8 protein-coding genes are annotated in these 19681 nt (G+C 59.6%); 5 read left to right on the plus strand and 3 right to left on the minus strand.

The window, feature by feature from the left end; all coding sequences use genetic code 11:
* Window positions 1-147 precede the first annotated feature (147 nt).
* The 3 genes from KQI84_16225 to KQI84_16235 form a co-directional block, all read right to left on the minus strand.
* Window positions 148-2205: a VCBS repeat-containing protein gene (locus KQI84_16225; protein ID MCB2156422.1), complete on the minus strand. Its 2058-nt coding sequence runs from the start codon at window positions 2203-2205 to the stop codon at window positions 148-150.
* A 265-nt stretch (window positions 2206-2470) separates the two neighbouring features.
* Window positions 2471-4720 (minus strand): VCBS repeat-containing protein, encoded by a 2250-nt coding sequence (locus tag KQI84_16230; protein ID MCB2156423.1) that lies wholly within the window; start codon window positions 4718-4720, stop codon window positions 2471-2473.
* Window positions 4721-4815: 95 nt separating this feature from the next.
* Entirely contained in the window at window positions 4816-4998 is a 183-nt protein-coding gene (locus KQI84_16235; protein MCB2156424.1) for a hypothetical protein, read from the minus strand.
* A 301-nt stretch (window positions 4999-5299) separates the two neighbouring features.
* Between KQI84_16235 and KQI84_16240 the strand changes: the two genes are divergently transcribed.
* From KQI84_16240 to KQI84_16260, 5 genes are all read left to right on the plus strand, one after another.
* The gene (locus KQI84_16240; GenBank protein ID MCB2156425.1) at window positions 5300-5806 is read left to right on the plus strand and encodes an SH3 domain-containing protein; all 507 of its coding nucleotides are present in this window, start codon (window positions 5300-5302) and stop codon (window positions 5804-5806) included.
* On the plus strand, window positions 5803-6744 hold the full coding sequence (locus KQI84_16245; GenBank protein ID MCB2156426.1) for a M48 family metalloprotease: 942 nt from the start codon (window positions 5803-5805) through the stop codon (window positions 6742-6744). The genes KQI84_16240 and KQI84_16245 overlap by 4 nt, the downstream gene beginning before the upstream one ends.
* Window positions 6745-6830: 86 nt before the next feature.
* Window positions 6831-11204 (plus strand): hypothetical protein, encoded by a 4374-nt coding sequence (locus tag KQI84_16250; GenBank protein MCB2156427.1) that lies wholly within the window; start codon window positions 6831-6833, stop codon window positions 11202-11204.
* Window positions 11201-11791 carry a YdbL family protein gene (locus KQI84_16255; protein MCB2156428.1) on the plus strand — a complete coding sequence of 197 codons (591 nt, stop codon included), beginning with the start codon at window positions 11201-11203 and terminating at the stop codon, window positions 11789-11791. The genes KQI84_16250 and KQI84_16255 overlap by 4 nt, the downstream gene beginning before the upstream one ends.
* Complete coding sequence (locus tag KQI84_16260) at window positions 11788-19428, plus strand: CHAT domain-containing protein (GenBank protein MCB2156429.1); 7641 nt, start codon at window positions 11788-11790, stop codon at window positions 19426-19428. The genes KQI84_16255 and KQI84_16260 overlap by 4 nt, the downstream gene beginning before the upstream one ends.
* Window positions 19429-19681: the final 253 nt, after the last annotated feature.

Genomic DNA, 19681 nt, shown 5'->3' on the forward strand with positions numbered 1-19681 from the left:
GCAGAGACGGCGCCTGCGCGGGGGATTCAAACCATGGAGCACATGTGGCTGAAGTTGCAAGTAGGCAAAGGAATGCTGCGAAGGCTGTCGCCCAGTGTCTTTGGTGAGTTCCGCTCTTCTTCATTCGTTCTTCCCTCTCATGATTTTCTATTTAGCCATCCAGCCAATGGGTACTGGGCCTGCGCGTTGGATGATGTTGTTTTCAATGAGTGCCATTGAGTTTTCCTTCTCCAATGGAACGAAGACGTCAAGGTCTCCATCGTCATCGAAATCAAGAAGCGTCGCGGCGGTTGATCCGGGAAGATCGACCCAGAGAGAAGATGGAGGTTCGAGCGTGCCATCGGCATTGCCGGCATAGAAGCGGGCGCTTCCACCTTGAAGCGTGAGAAAGACGTCGGGGATTTCATCTTCGTTTAGATCACCCACCGAGGCGCGGCTTGCCCAACCTCCTTCCGCCGAGTAGTTTGTACCTGGCTGGAAGGTTCCATTGCCATTTCCGAGCAATACGGTTATGAGACCGAGGGGGCTGGGAGCAATTGACACGGCACTGACGATCAAGATATCCAGATTCCCATCGCCGTTGAAATCAGTCAGTTCGATATCCTCTCCACTGGCAAGATCAGCAGGGATGGTGGAGTAGGTAAAACCACCCTGCCCATCGCCGAGCAGAATCCGGACCGTGGACCATTCGGAAGAGAGTACAAGATCTGTATGGGCGTCCCCATTGAGATCTCCGGCGGCAAGGGCCTTGGGATAGGATATCGGAGCAAAGAGTGTCTCTGGTTCAAAGAGTTCATTCTCTGCGCCAAAGTAGATAGTCATTCTGTGGCCGTTGATGCTGAGGATGGCGACATCCAACCACGGATCTTCATTCAGATCGGCACAGGCGAAATCGATGGGATACTCTGGAACCGCCTCCTTAAGCGCCATCGTGAATGTACCGTCGCCGGCCCCGAGCAGAACGGAGAATGTGTCTTCTTCACTATCGATCCAGAGTATATCGAGGTTATCATCACGATTAATATCGACGACCTCCATCTCTCGGGGGCTTGGTCCGACGACCAATTCTGTCGCGGGAGAGTAGGCTCCATCGCTCTGGGCGAACGTGATTGAGAGTCCAGGCGTTGTGGTATCGGAGGATTTCTTTGCTATCGAGACGATATCAGACATGCCGTCATTGTTGAAGTCTCCGGTCGCCAGCCGAGTTGCTTTATCGCGGGAGGGGATGCTGCGCGGCTCGGTCATGAATGTTCCATCTCCATTTCCAAAAAGGACCGGGGCGGTATTTTGGTAGCCCGTCCAGATCAGATCGAGAATCCCATCCCCGTCTAAGTCTCCCACTGTGGTATGAATATGCCAGGTGTACGAGATTGGAAGTGGGGGTAATTCCTCAAATGTACCATCTCCCTCTCCCAAGAAAACCTGGATACCATCAGAGTCAGAAGAGATGTGACGATCACAGACGAAGTCCAGGTGGCCGTCCCGGTTGAAGTCCTCGGATGCCAGTCCCAAGGCTTCGCCCACCAGGGGATAAGAACTGTCCACTGTGAATGTGCCGTCACCGTTGCCTAGTAGAATTGTCAGTTCTCTCGGTGAGCCGGTAGATGGCATGTTGACCACGGCAACATCCTGGTTGCCATCGTGATCATAATCTCCAGTCTCCATTCCAGCAATCCAAGCCATCGAGGTGACAGGGGCTTCGTGGGTTTCAAGTGTGCCATCCCCGTTTCCAAGAACAAGCTGTGTATAGCCTGAGCCATAGAAGAAGTCGATCTTCCCATCGTTATTGAAGTCGGAAACGACGGAATACTCTGACGGCGAACCAATGGTGGTTGTAATCGACTCCTGAAAGGTTCCGTCGCCATTTCCGAGCAGGATGTGCAAACGGAGGGCGGAGAGCAGAAGGTCTTGGTTTCCGTCGCCATTCATGTCTGCTACAGAGATCTTCTCGACCGCCGAACTCAAAGAAGTGAACTGGAGCGACGTAGGATCGTGGAATCCCCCGAGGCCATCTGCAAGGAACATGAGGACGGAGGTGGATCCGATTAATCCGATGACAAGATCAGGCATGCCATCTTTGTTCAAATCGGCCGTGCATGAAGTTTCGATTTGGCTAGACCCAAGATCGAGAATCTTCGGATCGCGAAAGAATCCGGAGGACTGTCCGGGGTAGACGTAGACCTTATCATCCTGCCGTTGCGTCACGACACAATCCGCGTATCCATCTGAGTCGAGGTGGACGATGTGTGACAGAACAGGTTGGAACTCCATATTGTCGGGAAGAACTACTGCGACAGGTGCTTCTAAAGGTCTCGATGTCCTATTCGCAGGCGAGAGGGAGGGAAGTAAGAGGACCATCCCGAGAAGGATTCGCTTCAGCCATTCCCTGTGATTGCGCATGCTACTCTTCTCTCTGTTGCAAATCTCGCTCTTGTTCATTCCATCTTCCCTCCCACAGTATTCCGATTTGCTATTTCGCCATCCACCCATCGATGGGGAGTTGTGCCGTCCTTTGGCTCAGGAGGATGGAAATGCCAAGGCTATCGCTGTTTGTTGCGAGGATATCTGCGACTCCATCATTGTCGAGATCGCCAGTGGCAAGGCTGGTTGGGGTGTTTCCGACGAAGTAGTGAACGGCGTCGCCGAAGATTCCATCTCCACGACCGGGAAGCACCGCCAGTCTGTTTGTGCCACCAGAGATGGCCGCGACGTCGACGAACCCATCGCCGTTGAAGTCTGCACAAACAGGAGGGGCGAAGCTCGCCCAGATGGGGTACCCTGAACCGGCGAACGAATAAGTGACAGCAGCGGAGAAGTCTCCATTTTCCTGCCCAAGAAGGACGCAGAATTCATCCGATGTCGAATTCGTTAGCAGCAGGTCCGGAGCTTGATCGGCGTTGAGATCTGTGATAACAAAATCGCGTCCCCAGAATGGCATTGGTAGTGACCTGGGGTCCTGAAATCCGCCCTGTCCAACTCCGAAGTGGAGGGTGAGTGTACAGGTTGTGGAGCTCGATGCCACGAGATCGAAGATGTGGTCTCCGTTGAGCTCTCCGGCGACGAATTCATCTGCGTCCTCAAGTTTCAGCGTGGGCGTTGTGGCGAGGGTTCCATCTCCGTTGCTCAGATAGATCTCGAGTCCATCTCCGCACCCCACCACCAGGTCGTCGGTGCCATTTCGATCGAAGTCCGCCGCATCGAGCGAGAGGATCGAGCAATTCGCACTGTTGGCGAGTACAGGGATTCGCTGCCCGACCATGAATGTTCCATCGCCTGCGCCGATGGCAACTGCGACGCTCTGCTCCGCATCGCCCCACAGCATCGCATCCGGAAACGCATCGCCATTCAGATTTGCCGCCGCCAGGGCGCAACGACCTTGCCAGTTTCCATCGATTGCGTTGGTGAGAATCGGTTCTTCAAAGGCCCCACTGGAGTCACGAAGCAGGAACATCAGGGCAATTCCGCCGCTGCTCAGGGTGATGGCGTCCTCTCGGCCATCTCCGTTCACGTCTTCGAGAATCACCTGCGCCGGCCCGGATCGATGAATAGTGCTTTCTTCGATCTGCTCGCGGCAGGCTGGGATCATGTACGGGATCTGGAGCGTGCCATCGCTGCTGCCTCGGATAATGTAGATGTCGGAGCTGCCATATCTCCACAGAGCGAGGTCTGCGTTCGAATCGCCATCGAAGTCGCCAATAAGGAGGCCTCGAATCATATCGGGTCCCAAGTACGTTGATTCCGGTTCGAAGTTTCCACCGCCGGTCCCAATCATCATGGTCAGATTATTGATTCCCGATAAGATCATGTCGGGATGACCGTCGTTGTTGATGTCGTTCGTGTACGCGTATGGGGACGGCATTGAGATCGGAACAAAGAGCGGATCCTCCAATGCACCTGTCCCATCTCCGAACATCAAGCCAATCTGGGGCGTGCCGACATCAGAAACAACGGCATCCAAGTAGCCATCTTCGTTCATATCTGCAAGGTCGAATCGGTAGGGGCGGATGTCGGTTGGGAAATCGGAGACGGGCGCAAACTGCTCATCGCCGAGGTTTAGAAGGATGTGAATGGAGTTCTGTTGTGTATCGAGCCCGACGATATCGGCCCGGCCATCTCGATTCATGTCCACGATCTCGAGGTTCCAGAATCCCGATGGAGCCAGCGAGATGGGACTCATGCGCGAGAAGTCTAGACCTCCTCCGTTCCAGAGAATAAGATTCGGTGCCACAATTTCGGGGAGACCATCGGAGTTGAGATCGCCAACCGCCAATCGATTGGAGGCGGTGCAGGGGAAGGCCTTCGCTTTGGCGAATGTTCCATCGCCGTTCCCAGCAAGCACCAGGACGCCGCTGGTTTCATATTCGGAGACGGCAATGTCGAGGTGACGATCTCCATCCAGATCTGCCGCAATAAGATCGTAGGTCACTCCACCCTGGTGCAGAATCCCGGGAGTCAAGAACGTCCCGTCGCCACGGCCCAGGCTGAGAAGAGTCTTCCCCGTGCCTTTGATGGAATTGGCCATGTCCAGATGGCCGTCTTCGTTGAAATCGCCGACGACGCCTGTCTGCGACCCGCCGCCGATGCCGCCGTCAAGGACGTGCAGATTCACGTCGTAGAAGACGCCTTCGGACGAAGGCGAATCGGCGGGCACCGAAGCGGCCAACGAAGCGAGAATGGCGACTATTCCAACGAATACGCGATTCCAGGGCCGTGTCTGCATTGCTCCCCCCCTCCACAAAACGCAGATGCGTTTGACGCATGTTTGTGGAGGGCGTGGGTCGTGGCAACGGAAGAATGGAGGGATGTCGCTGGCGGTTAGTACAGTCCGGCGCCTTTGCCGGCGAGGAGGATGACGACGACGCCGACGGCGAGGACGAGCCAGCCCCATTTGCTGTCGGCTTTGAAGGCGACGAGGCCGCCGACAACGACGAGGACGACGCCGGCAATGCAGGAGTACATGAAGTTGTTGCTGATCAGGCTCATCAGGCTGCGTAGCATGGCAAGGTCCTCGCGTGGGTGATTGAGGCATGGTGATTGTTCGGAAGCGAGAGCTTCAATGGGATTTTAGTGCGGGGTGGGGGATTGCGAGGGGTGTTGGATCGGCTCTTGGGCAGGGATGCCCAAGCCACCTCAAGGGGCTGGCCGGCTGGAAGCCGGCGGTCCCAGGGGGGATTCCGGCGGTGAACCTTTGCGGGGGATGGATTGTCTGATTGACCGGAGGGCGATTGAGGGAAATCCTGGGGCATCAACCAGGTACAGCGATCTTGGTGAGTCTTTGGGACTTGAAAGGAGTGGGTTTATGAAGAGATTGCGCTGGTCTGCCGCGGCGATTATGGCGGCCGCTCTGTGGGCGACTGCCCCGGGGCCGGTGGCGGCCGATGAAATCGTGTACGCGAAGACGTACGAGACGGAGTTGCGCGAGGGCACTGGGCTGGCCGGTCCGGTGGTTGTGACGGTGGAGCAGGGAACGGCTCTGACGGTGCTGAAGAAGACGCGCATGCGTTACCTGGTGCGCACGCCGTCGGGGGAAAAGGGCTGGGTTTCGAAGCTGAAGATCAGTGAGGATCCGCCGGATGCGGATCGCGGTTTCGGCGGCCTGATCCGCGGGACGGATGGGCCGGAGGAAATGCGCACGGCAGCGTCCGGACGCGGGCTGTCGGAGAATGCAGAGAACCTGGCGGGCGGAAACGGCGGCCTGGTCGATATGGCCGTGATCAATGCAGTGCAGCAGATGGAAGAGCGCGCCGCGGATATCACGGAGACCGAGGTGGATGAGTTCTTGCGCGAAGGAGGGATCAACTCATGAGGTGGAGTGACTTGATTCGTTTCCGTGCGATTGCGCCGGCGATGTTGCTGGTGGGTGTTGCGTTGTGGAGTGCGGCGTGTTCCGGCGAGGAGTTCGGTAGCCTGGTCGAGGCGAGCTATGTGGCGTACAAGGCGAGCGAAGGCGAGCTGACGCCGGAGGAAGAGGCGCGGGCTCGTCAGTTGGGTCAGGCAGCGGGCTCGGTGCACCAGGCGGCGCAGGGCATCAATCTGGAGACGGAGCGTTCGTTGGGTGGCGGTCTGGCCGTTCGCACATTCAGTCAGTACGGCAAGCCGCATCCGAGCGAAGAACTGCAGCGTTACGTGAACCTGGTTGGTCGCGCGGTGGCGCGTCAGGGTGGCCGCGAGGATTTGCCGTCGAGCGCTTACTACTTCGCGGTGATCGACAATCCGGATCCGAACGCGTTTGCCGGTCCGGGCGGGTATATTTTTGTGACGTCCGGTGCGCTGGAGCTGATGGAAACCGAGGCGGAACTGGCGGGCGTTCTGGCGCACGAGGTGGCGCACGTGAACGAGAAGCATCTGCTGAAGATGTATAAGCGCCAGCAGGTTCTGCAGGCGGGTCAGGAGCTGGCCGTTGCGCTGGAAGAAGACATGGCGCAGTACACGCAGGCGGTGGATTTCTTCTCTACAACGGTGTTCGATCACGGCATCGACAAGGGATTCGAGTACGACGCGGACCTCGTGGGGACGGAGATCACGGCATTCACCGGTTACGATCCGGCGGGGCTGCGCGATTTCCTGAAGCATCTGCGGGCGACGACGACCAAACAGGGCGGGTGGTTTTCGACGCATCCGGACACGGGTGCGCGCATCGGGAAGCTGAACGCGATGCTGGCGACGGAGCTGCAGGGCGTCGACGGTGTGCAGCAGCGCGAGCGCTTCCAAAACACAATGGGACGTACATTGCATAGCCGATGACCTCTTCCGAGCAATCGCCGAAACCGCATGTTCCGTCGCTTGAAAAAGAGGGACGGAGTAAGAAGCCGCGACGATGGTTGCGGCGATTGCTCTTTATTGCGGGTGGGTTGATTCTGTTGCTGCTGATCGTCGTGTTGGTGACTCCGGCGATTTTGACCAGTGGTTGGGCCGAGCAGAAAGCCTCTGCGACGGCGAGCGAGATCCTTGGTCGACCCGTTACGATCGAGGGAATCGCATTCGGTTGGCGCACGCCGTTGACGTTGGATCGCATAGAGATTCCGGCGATTGAGGGCGAAGACGACCGGCCGTTGTTCGACCTGGAGGGCGTAGAGGTTCCGCTGACGCTGACCGGCGTTTTGCGCATGCCGCCATATGCTCTCGACGAGATTCGCGTGCATCGTGTGGAAGTGAACGCGGTGCGGCTCGAAGACGGCGAGTGGAACGTTATCAAGATCGCCGACGGCATGAAGAAGGAGCCGGAGGCGCCAGAGCCGCCGAAGGAAGAGAAACCGTCGGAAGCGGCGCCGTTGCCGATTTCTTCGCTGAAGATTGCCGTGGATGAAATCGATCTGCGGGCGGTGGACTTGACGCGCGATTACGTCGCCGGATGGGAAGGCGGTTCCTTGTCCGTTCTATGGCCGGGCGACGTGGCGCCGGTGACGATCGATGTGGATGGTACGCTGCGTTCGGGCGAAGAGACGATGCCGTGGGATGTGCGCGCGAAGATCGAGCACTGGATCGATTCGGACGGCATGTTGACTCCGATGACGACGGTTGCGACGACGGCGAGCGACGGGATGGTTCACGCGGGACAGATCGCTGCGGGCGGGTTCTTCCTGCATGCGGACGCGACGGGCGCAGAGCCGATCGTGGCGCGTATTGTGATTCCGCTCCGGCGATGGGCGGAACTTGCGCAGCCGGGCCTGCCGCCGGACGCATTTGTGCCACGGATGGATGGCGAGCTGGAGTTGGCGCTGAATGCGCGGCACGCGAAGGACTTCCAGAAGTGGGACGTCGAAGCGAGCGTTGCCACGCATGATGTCGTGGCGGCGGGTGCGCCTCTGGGGCCGGCGCCGCAGACAATTCCGAACCTGACGGCTTCGCTTTCTGCGGCAATGGACCTGTCGGAACGACGAGTAGATGAATTGAGTGCGACATTCGATTCGCCTGCGCTTCAGATGTTGGCGGAAGGGGGCGACCTGGCGTTCGACGATCCGGCGCATCCGGGGCGCTTCGAGGCCCACGCGCACGCGGATTTTGAGAAGCTGTGGATGCTGGGCGCGTCGTTCATCAGTGCAACGAACGATGCCGGGTTGACGGGGACGATGGATTTCACGGCGCGCCTTCTGCCGCCGGGCGACGCGGAGCATCGCGTGTTCGTTTCGCTGGATGTTTCACCCGGCGCACTGACGACGCTGGCTCCGTTCGCAGAGACGCCGACTGCGTTGCCCTTTCCGCTCGATCTGTCGCCGTTTGCGACAAAGACGTCGGCCACATTGGCGCTGAATCCTGCAGAGAAGCTCTTCTCCGTCCCGACTTTTGGTGTCGCGGCGCCGTTGTACTATGTGGACGGGTCGGCCGAGGCGAATCTTGCCGGCGAGACGCCAGTGTGGAAGACTGCGTTGGCGGCTGGGTTCGATCTGGATGCTCTGAACGACTCGTACAACGCGATCCTTGCGCAGCATAATGTGCACGAACTGCAGGGGCGGATCGTCGCGGATGTTTCGGCGAACGGCGCGGCAGATGGTTCGATTTCGACCAAGGGCTCCGTGACGAGCAGGGACATCGGCGCCGCGATTCCGCGCGAGAACGGTCTGCTGCCGATTCGGCAATCGGAGGTTGTCGCGAATTGGGATCTGACGGCCGACCCGGCCGCGAAGGCGATTGAGATTCGGAACGCTGCCCTGCGCAGTCCGCTGGCATCGCTGGATGTGAAAGGCAACGCCTCGCCGACGGCGATCGATCTGGCGGGCAAATCGAAGACGTCGCTTGGGCCGATCATGGCGCTGGCGCAGCAGTTCAAGGAGTTGCCAATCGACTTGGCGGGTCGACTCGAAATGGACTTCGACGCCAAGGGTGAGATTGGGCGCGACCTGCAGGCTCATGTGTCGCTGTTTTCCTTTGGTCCCGTGCGCTACACGCAGATGGGAACCGATGTATTCAGCGAGGATCTGCATTTCGAAACGGGAACGCGGGTACGTTGGAACGATGGCGAACTTGAAAGTGTCGATATCGACGGGCTGCATGCTCTGCTCGGCGATGCGATGTCGGCGTCGCTGGATTCGACCGTGAATCTGGGCGATGGAACCGGCGCAACGGCGAGCGGGCATTTTGCCGGTACGATGCCGTTCCTGATAGCGTTTGTTCCCCCGGAGAAGATGGAATCGATGGAGATGGCGCTGGATGCGACGGGGATGACGACGGCCACGGTGACGATCGATGCGCCGCTGGCGTTGGGCGATGATGGTCTCAAGATGGGCGAGCGCTGGGTCGTGAAGGGGAATCTCTCCACCGATGTTCCGGAGATGGAATGGTACAAGGGCGATATGGGCGAGTACCTGGCCGGTACGCGTGACGATCGCGATTTCACGGTGACGCTGAATCCGAACGATCCGATGGGCTTTGTGTATGAGGACAGTGCTGTGACCGCGACGAGCGAAGTCATGGGCCCGATGGATATCCAAATGGGCGAGGTTCGCATCGAAAACTCGACGCGCTTCGAGATGAACAAGCCGATTCTTGTGAACATTCCTGCGAGTCGTATTGGTGCGTTTGTTTTCCCGACGGAAACGATGGAGATGCGGCTTCCTCCGACGACGTTTGCCGGTAAGTTGAAGATCGAAATGGAGCGGAGTGACTTCATTGCGAACGATGTCGTTGCGGTGATCGAAGGCGTTGGAAACGGCGGTGGCTCCGGCAATTTCAACTGGGGCGACTTCTCGTGGAGCATGGATTCCACGGTCGATGTTTCCGATATTCGGAATCTGACACAGTTGGTCCAGTTGGATGAGGAGATGATGGGGCGCTTGCCGGAGCTGCACGGCAAGGCGCAGGCGACGACGAAGTTGCGGGGCTCCGATCCGCGGCCTCCGTACGATCTGGCAAGGGGCCTGCCCGTGCGCGGCAGTGCGACGCTCGATTGGGGGGAGGTCGCCGTGCGCAGTGGAGAGGCCTGGTGGGTCGAGGGCATTGCAGGCAATGCCTCGTTCGATGCTTCCGACGATGGGAAGAACGCGGCGCTTGCGTGGAATCTTGGAATTGATGAAATCGGTGCGGACGCGATCGAGCAAAAACCCGTGCGCGATTTTGCGGTGAACGGAAGTCTGGAACTCGACGATTTCGATGTGCTGCAATTGACTGTGCCGGAAACAAGCGTCGGGAATTACGAGATGCTCGCCGGCGCGAATTTCCGCGCGGAAGGTCTGAAGCCTTATCTGCTCGAAGGCGCGGGGACAGATATCGAGTCGTGGTTGCGTGGGCCGAGGTTGCTTGGCGACGCGAAGTTCCACCTGGATCTGGATGGGCTGAACGAGACGCATCCTCTGCTGACCGCCGGTGGCACGATTGATTGGAGTGGAAAGCTCTCCAACACGCCGGGGCGTTTGCTGGAATTCAATTCGTTGCTTTCGACGGATTCCGTCGATGTGGCCTTTGCGGATCTGTTTGCGTTGAATGGACTGAATGGCAGTTGGGATGCGTTGAAGACGTATCGTCTCGACAGTTCCGTACGCATTCCGACAAAGCCAACGGAAGGCAAGTTCACGGTCGATCGCATTGCGTTCAAAAAGCCGCCAGCCGAGGGCGAGATCTTGGATTCGGTCGTGACGGTGCAGGGATTCGAGCGTGGCCTGCGCATGTCGGCAGGAATTCGCGACTTCCTCGGCGGACCGGCGACGGCATCGGCTTCTTTGACTGAAGAGGGCAGCGATCCCGTTCTGCGGGCGGAGATGGAATTGACGGGTTTGCGCGGCGGCAAGCTCTCGCCCTACCTGCGAGACCTGGGTGGGTGTCAGGATGAGATCAGCGGCGTCGCGACGATGACGTGGCGCATTCCGGAATCGAGCGAAGGCAACGTGCTGGATACGCTTCTTGTGCGGCTGCGTTCGACGCAGATCGGCAAGAAGGCGCTCGCGCGATTGCTGCAGGCGCTGGATGCGAACCAGGACGATCCGCGCTTCCAGAATGCCATCACGGCGTTGAACTTCGGTGCGCCGGTTGGCGGGCAGTTTGTGCTTGAGAATTCACTCGTAACAATGGCCGCGCAACTTCGATTACCGGTTGGCGTGATTGTTCCACTTCCAATCCTCGACCGCGCGCCACTGGGCGAGATCTTCGCCGTGTACGGCATGCAGCAGCAGGCCGGCGCGATCAGTCGTGCGCACGATCCGCTGCTGATGTTACTGCGGTCGGATCTGTTTATCGATGCATCACAATCCACAGAGGCAGGAACGCTACCATGAGAACCCTACCGAAACTCTTGCTTGGAATCGTGATCCTCGGAGCCGTGTCGTTTGCGACGACCGGTTGCGGGGGCAGCCTCTTCAATGTCGACCTGTTCGTGGTCGGCGAGCAAACGTCGCTGGAGAAACAGGTTCTCGGGACGTACGATTCGTTGGGCGAGAATCTGCTGATCTACAGCAGCGTGCGCGGCGTTTCGGAGGACGGTTCACTGAAGACGCCGCCGCCATCGACGGAAAGTCAGCAGGCGACGTACATGGCGATGCGTAATCGCGAGTACAACCGCGGCGACATCGAGGGGATCCTGCGCGAAGGCATTGCGGGCGAAGCGAATGACGGCTTGCTGGCGCTGCGTGATGAAGAAGCGGGGGCGGTCATTGCCGATCTGACGCGCGATGAAGTCGAGCGCGTCGTGGACGAAGAGAACGCCGATCGGCAGACGATTCTGGATCGCCTGGTGCAGACAACGCCGGGAGTGGATGAGTCGTCACGCGGCGAGGTCGCCTGGATCTTCGCCGGATTGAATCACGATCTGGCTCCGGACGGTTCGTGGGTGCAGTCCCGCGACGGGGAGTGGGTGAGAAAATGAAAACGACTCGGAAAACACTTCTGGCGATCGGAGCGGCGTTGCTCTCGACGGCGGCCAGTGGGCGCGATCCGGCGCCTTACTTGCGCTTGCTGACATCCGATCCTTCCGCGGACTACTCGCCGACGGTTTCTCAAGACGGCAAGCACCTCGTGTTTGTTTCAGAGCGCGATGGAGGCCAGGAACTCTACACGACACGGTTGGATGCGGAGTTCCCCGATCAACCAACGGCGATTGCGCCCAGCGCGGCGTCGGATTCGCAACCTGCACTGTCGCCCAATGGGAAGTGGCTCGCCTGGACATCGACGCGCGAGGATGCGTTTGGCGACGTGATGGTGATGGCATTCCCGAATGGCGAGCCACGGGCGCTTTCCGAGCGAGGCATTCGCGACGATTCACCGCAGTGGGTGCAGCGCAGTGGCAAACTAGCTCTTCGTTTTCGCTCCACGCCATTGAACGGCGAGCCCGAGTGGCATGAAGTCGCCGCGCGGCGCTGGGATGACGTGCGCCCGTCGGAGGCGCGGATGGAGATGCCAGATTTTCCATACGGCGCGACGATGGCGGCAGAGCCTGTGGATGAAGAGGGGCCGTGGTTGCTTTTTGCAGACGATACAAATGGGGATGGAGTCTTCGGCGATGGTGATCGCCCCAGCGCGTGGCGATTCGATGCACGCGATGGATCGTGGCAACAATTGACACCTCCGCTGGAGGGATTGGATGCGCCACGGCTCTCTGATGGGGAACTTGTTTTCGGCGTGAACCTGCGCGGGAATCTGGATGTTGCGTTGGTGACGCAGCCGTTTGCGGTTGCCGGGATTTCTTCGGCGCGGGCGGGGATGGAGCAGGCGACCGATGCGTGGGGTGCCGATCCGTTCGATCCGTACACGCCGGTTGCGCTTTGCCGGCAAGGAGCTCTGCACGAGGCGGGCTCTGAAGTAGCCGGTGAGGCAATCGCGGAGGCGTTGGACGTCTTGCGCGAAGCCAATCGGCCCGAGCAGGGACTGGCGATGCTCGACTGGTCGTCGGCGAATGGCGTGGTGGCTTCGCCGCTGGATGCGGAGCTACTGTTTCGGCGTATCGTGTTGACGGCGGCTGCGCAGCGACGCGCCGGGGCGCTGCGTGCTGAAACGCGTGCGGCGCAGGCGAGTGCTTCGCGTGAATTGGAAGAGTTGGCGAAGGCAAATGCGAGCGATGCCGCGTTGCATTCCCACTTGCTGTTGGAAGCCGCACGGCTGGCGTTGCATGCGGAAGATTCTGCGCGGGCGATTGAGTTGGCCCTAGAAGCAGAGCAGGCGACCGATGCGCCGCATCGTGTGCGCGCGGAGGCGGCGCTGTTTCGCGCAAAGACGTATGAGTCGTTAAACCTGCCGGACCAGGTGGTGGCGGCTTACGAGATGGTGTTGATGGAATTCAGCGATGTATCGGACGTTGTGGAGAAGGCGGCGCTGCAACTGACGGATATCGCGGCAAAGAATCCGCCTGAGGGCGCGTCGGCTTATGCGTCGGTTCGCCGTTCGGCAGATCTCGTGCCGGATTCACCGACGCTGCAGGCCGCGGCGTTCTATCGTTCGGGACTCTTGTTGGCTGATGCGGGCAATTCCGGTCAGGCAAAGGACGCGTGGGGCGAGGCGATCGCGATGGAGGAACAGGCTCCACGGCTGGCGGCGCGTTCGTCGTTCGCACTGGCGGAGCTCCTCGCGCGCGAGGGCAAGTACATTGAGTCGATCGACACGTACGAGTCGGTTGAAGAAAATACGCGTGCGCAGTTCTTCCCGGGCGCTCCGGCGTTTTATGAACAGGCGCGCGAAGGTCTCGTTCGCGAGTATCTGAACAAGGGCAATTTCGAATTGCGAGTGGGCGATGCGGCGCTTGCGGCGAATACGTTCCGCGAGTTGATCGATCGGCGTCCGGAGCTTGTCGAGGCGTGGCGGGGTTACCTCGACGCGCGCTATCGTAGCGGGACGTTGGATAAGGCGTTGCTGAAGGAATACAAGACCGCGGCAAAGGCTGAACCGCGCAATGCGCTGGTACAGTATCGGTACGGCCTGGCGCTGACGTATTTCCTGCCGATCGAGAAGGAAGCGGTGCGACGTTTGAAAGCGGCGATCGTGCTCGACGGTTCGGTTCCGTATTATCACCAGACGCTCGGCTTTGTTGATGAGCATTACGGCCGGACGCGCGACGATCGCGGTTTCACTGCGGATGCGCTTGTGGAGTACCAGCGTGCGTTGGCATTGGTGGATCCGGCGGCGCGGCCGACCGACTATGCGCGGCTGCTGATGAATGTCGGCAATGCGGCGATGGGGTTGGATAATTACTCGCGCGCGGCGGAATCGTACCGTCGACGCATTCAGACGGGTGAGCCATTCGGCGACGAGCGGACCGAGTTCCTGATGTATCGTTCGTACGGCATGGCGTTGTTCCGTACGGCGAAGCCTCGGGAAGCGGCAGCGGCATTCCAGTCGGCGATGGATGTGATTCCCGCGATGGTGAACTACGACATGGTCACCAACGAGCGGGGGTATGAACTGGAGACGGAGTTGCTCGATCGCCAAGCGTTGGCGTTTATGGAAGCCGGCGCACACGACCGGGCGGCTCAGCAGTTTGCGCGCGTTGCGGACCGGCACGAGGCGAATTCGTTGTCGCGCGTGCGGGCGTTGCGGAATCGCGGATTTGTGCTGCATCGCCAGGCGCTTGGTGCACTTGGCTTTGAGAGGGAGCAGTTGCTGCGCGAGGCGGAGGAGGCCATTCGCGGTTCGATGGCACTGGCGACGAGTTCCAAGCTGGTTGATGACCGCGAACCGGCCGGAGGCGGCGGGTTGTTCTCGATCGAGAAGACCGTTGCAGCGTCGGAAGAAGGCGGAGCGCGGCAGGGGTTCGCGCCGGACGAGGAAGTGCGACTGCTGCAATCGGCGCTGGCGAAAATCCTGCAGGATCGAGGCCGGACGGATGAGGCGATCGATGCGTTGCGGGCGGAACTGAACGTGCAGCCGAAGCTGGACGAGGGCAACACGACGTACTATCTGACGATTCGGCTCGTGACATTGGATCGGCTTGCTTCGGAGTTGATCCGTGCGGGCCGTCCAGAGGAAGCGGCGGAGGCGTTGATCGAGGCGATCGATGTGGCGCGATTCTCTGTCGGCGATGAAGTGCAAACGAATGGCAATGGCCTTTCGGTTGTACTGGCGCGATTGACGGAACTGGCACTGGCGGGCGACGACGTTCCGTTTAGCGAGGGCGACCTTGAGGGCACCTGGTTGCTGGAAAACAAAAGTGGGGACGGAGATGTTTTGGCGGCGTTGGATCGAGCGCTGACGGTGGCATTGGAGCTCCGCACGACTGATGGCGCGGAGCACGTGCTTTCTCCGCCGCTGCAGCGAGTTCGCCTGTTGCTGGCGCGGGCGCTTGTTGCCGAGCGAAGAGCGGAAACAGCAGATAGTAATGGATTGGATCTGATCCGAGCGGCGACTGAACGGATGCGTTTGGAAGGCTTGGCACGCCGCGTGGCAGAGATGCCAAGTCAGAGTGCCGAGGGCGGGGAAGTGAAGCGGCTTGGAATTATGGCGCGCGGCCTGTTGATTCGGAGTGCCCTGCAACGTGGAGACAACGACGAAGCGCAGGCGGAGTTGGACGATGCCTTGGAGTTCGCGACGACATCCGGATTCGCTTCATGGCGTTGGTGGCTGGAGGCGCAGGTCGCGTTGATTGCCGACGACTCGGATGCGGCGGAGCGTGCGTTGGTAGAAATGGAAGGCCTGCAGCCCGGGACGATGATCGAGCCGGAGCGCATCCCGTGGGCACTGCTGGAGCACTGCGAAGATCTGACGATCCGGCCGCTGGCGGAATCGGGCGACTGGGAAACAGCGTGGGAAGAGACGGCGCGTTGGCGCTGCGTTCGGTTGCGGCTGGCGTTTGACCGCGCCGTGCCGCAGATTCGCGTGGAGTCGTCGGATGAATTGGCTTGGCTGAAGGAGACAATTCGTTTGCGCGAGCGTTTGCGTGCGGCGATCGAGACATTGCAGTCGCAGCCGGCCGGTGCGGAGACGAAAGCTGCCCGCGCAGCGATGGAGACAGCCGCCGATGAACTGAGTTTACACATAGATGCGGGCCGAGCGAACGGCGCAACGGGGCTTGGGTTGATTGCACCGGAGCCGTTGCCGGTTGCCGATGCGGCGATCTTCCTCGAGGAAGGTCTGCCTCTGCCGGCGCCCGCGGCGCTTGTGCTGTCGACGCGATTCGGGACGGTCGCGTGGACCATGGATGGGATGCATGCTATTGCGTCCGATTCGGATCGGGAAGCGCTGGCCCGGAATGCGGGTGTGTGGTTTGTGATGGGCGACCCGATCGCGTTTGATGGCGCGACGGTCATTAACATGCCGACTGTCGAGTCGACTTACCTTGCGATTGAGAATCTGTGGCTGGATCTCGATGCTGAGGCGATTCGTTTCCCGAAGTCGGACAATGCATCGGCAGAGGATCTTCTGCAGACGATGAAGAACGACCTGCAGTTCGCATCGAGCGTGATGATTGCGGAGCCGCTGCATGTCGAGGGGCCGAACCCGCTGGGATGGCAGATCGGCAATACGCCGATGCCGCTGGGGCGCTTGCTGGAATCGTTGCCGCCTCCGTCGGACATCCGGGCGGACCTGGATGCAAGTGGGACGATTGATGCAGCGACGCGTCGGGCGCAGGAAGTTGCCCTGGCGGCGGCGTTCTCGTTTGTCGGTGCGGGCGAAGCGCAGATCGATGGCCATCGTTGGGTGGGGGCGAATTTCTCGCCGAACGACTTGTCGGATTACGCCGAAGCGGAAATCGATTCGTTGTTCGGGCTGGTTGCCGGGCGTTATCGTCGCGGCGAACTGGCTCGGGCCGTGGTTCCGGCACAGCAGCTTCTGCAGTTGCTGCGCGTGATGAATAAACCGACCGGACAAGTTATGCAGGCGGGATTCATGCTGGCGCAGATTCAGGGCGATCTGGGTCGTGATGTGGAGGCCGCGCGCACAGCGGAGGAGCTTGTCGGCATCGCGCGAGAAGCAGATAATGCCGAGTTCCTGATCGAGACATTGAAGTCCTTTGGCAACTACGCGAATTCCGCGCGGCGGTTCGACGATTCCCATGCGGCCTACGCGGAAGCTGCGGATCTGCAGGGCGCGGCGGGGAACGTAGCGGAGCAGTTGAAGCTGGTCGCTTCGTCGGGCGTTGCATTGGAGAATGGCGGCCGCTATCCGGAAGCGCTGGAGGCGTTCCACCGTGCCCTGGAATTGGCGGAATCGCAGAACGATGCGGCGCTTCAAATTGCACAGTGGCAGCGCATCGGGCGGATCTACTTGCTGCGCCAGAATCGTTACGAGGAAGCGGGCGATGCGTTTGCGCAGGCGCTGGAGATTGCGCGCGAGTCTGGCGATGTGGAGTCGGAAATCGCGGCGACGCTTGATCTGGCGCGCGTCGATGAGCGGCTTGCGCGTTACGATTCGGCGGTTGAGCGAGCGGAAGCGATGGAGCAGCGCGCGCTGGAGTTGGATTTGCCGTTGCAGGAAACGGACGCGATTCTGCTGCGCGCGTTTGTTGAATGGGCGCGGGCTTCGTATCTCGATGCGTTCCGTGCTGAGCGCCAGGGGTTGGAACTGGCGCGTCAACTGAACGATCGACCGTTCCAGATTATTGCACACAACACGGCAGGGCTGACGCATTGGTCGCTGAACGATACAAGGCAGGCGATCACCGAGTTTGAGAATGCGCTGGATCTTGCGGACCAGGGCCTGTTCCGCAGCGAGGTCGCGAGCAGTCACAACAACCTTGGACTCGTGAAGCGTTCGATGGAGCAGTTCGACGAAGCGCTGGAGGACTTCAGGGCTGCGCTGAAGATCGATCGCGAAGAAGGGAATCGTTGGGGCATTGCGTACGCTCAGAAGAACATTGGCATCACGCACATTCAAAGTGGGCAGCCGGACAAAGCGATCTCTCCTTTGGGAGAGGCGATTTCGTTGTCCGAGGAGATCGGCGATCGGACGAACAACACGAAATCACTCGTCGCGATGGGCGACGCGCATCGTGATTTGAACGAAAACATTAAGGCGCGCGTGGCCTACACGACGGCGCTCGATCAGGCGCGGGACATTCCGCTGCCGGAAATGGAATGGCGAGCGCTCTATGGGCTGGCCGTCCTGGATCGGCGTGCGGGGAATCTGCAGTCGACGCGGGAGAACCTGGCGGCGGCGATCAGTGTCGTCGAGGGACTGCGCGCGCGGATCAAGGTGGAGGAGTTCCAGGACGGGTTCCTCCTCGACAAGCAGCAATTGTACGACGAGATGATCGCGCTTCTGCTCGATCAGGGCGAAGTGCGCGAGGCGTTCAATTACTCTGAACGTTCACGCGGGCGTAACTTCATCGATCTGCTGGGCAACCGACGGATCGACTTTGCGTCGGCCGAGGATCGCGATGCGATGCAACGCGATCGTCGCCTCCGCCTGCAGGTCGAATCGCTGCAGCGGCGGCTCTCTTCTGCGCCGGAGGACCAGCGGGATGAGCTGCGTGCGGAACTCGATGAAGCGAAGCAGGAGTATTCGAATTTCCTTGTGGAGATTCGCGCATCGAATCCGCAGCTCTCGACATTCGTCGAGGTGCAGCCGGTGGATGTGGCCGAGATTCAGTCGCTACTGGATCCAGACACGCGGCTGGTTGTCTATCACGTGTTGCCGGAGGAGTTGGTTGCGTGGGTGATCGGTCCGGCGAGTTTCAACGTGGTTCGCACGCCGGTGTCACGGGACGAGTTGGCCGTGCGAATCGAGGGGTTGCGGGATCGGCTGCAGGAGTTCGCGCCGGTCGACGGGGAGTTGGCGACGTTGTCGGCGTGGTTGATGACTCCGATTGCCGGCTTGATCGAACCGGCAGCGCGGGTTGGTATCGTGCCACATCGTGAGTTGCATCTGCTGCCGTTCGCGGCCATCCGACTGGACGGTACACCTTTGATCGAACACGTTTCGTTGTTCCATGCGCCGAGTGCGAGTGTGTTACGTTACACGTTTGGACGACGCGGACAGATCGCCGGGAACTTGCGGGTATTGGCCGTGGGGAATCCACGGTTCGAGCGTGCGGAGATGAACCTGCCGTTTGCGGAGAAGGAAGTGGAGCGCATTTCTTGGACGTTCCCCGATGCAGAGGTTGTGAAGGGCGAGGAGGCGACCGAGTCGTGGGTTGTGGATCACATCGGAGATTACGGGATTATTCACCTCGCAACGCACGGCCAGTACGATCCGAAGCTGCCATTGCTTTCCGGAATTCAATTGGCAACGGACCAGCATACGGACGGAGAGCTTACAGCTCGCGAGGTGTTTGGGCTCAGTCTTCGTGCAGACCTCGTGGCGTTATCTGCCTGCCAGACAGGCCTTGGTCGGATCAGCAGCGGCGACGAAGTTGTGGGTTTGAATCGCGCGTTTGTGTATGCGGGAACGCGGCAGATTCTCTCGAGTCTTTGGCGGGTGGACGATGTGTCCACGGCAGTGATGGTGAAGCACTTCTACAGAAATGTACGAACAATGAATCGTGCGGAAGCACTTAGGAACGCGCAGTTGGAAGTGCGAACTCGTTATCCTCATCCTGCTCATTGGTCAGGGCTGTTTCTGACCGGCGATTGGCAGTAGTGGGTTCAGTGAGAGCATTGAAACCTGGACAAATCTCAGGAATGTTCACCCTTTTTATTGCCAATTCAGACGCATATGATCTATAAGCAAGAGTAAATGTGTGTGGCTGGTAAAAAAAGTCCAGGTGCTTGCGATTTAACGCAGTTGACGGGTTGACACGATTCAAAGCGAAGGATTTTACTTTATCGTAAACTAACGACGCAGGCAACGGCGTCGCTCATAAAATCGACCGATCTCCCAATTATAGAAACGG

The sequence above is a fragment of the bacterium genome (assembly GCA_020444065.1).
Taxonomy (GTDB): Bacteria; Sumerlaeota; Sumerlaeia; order SLMS01; family JAHLLQ01; genus JAHLLQ01.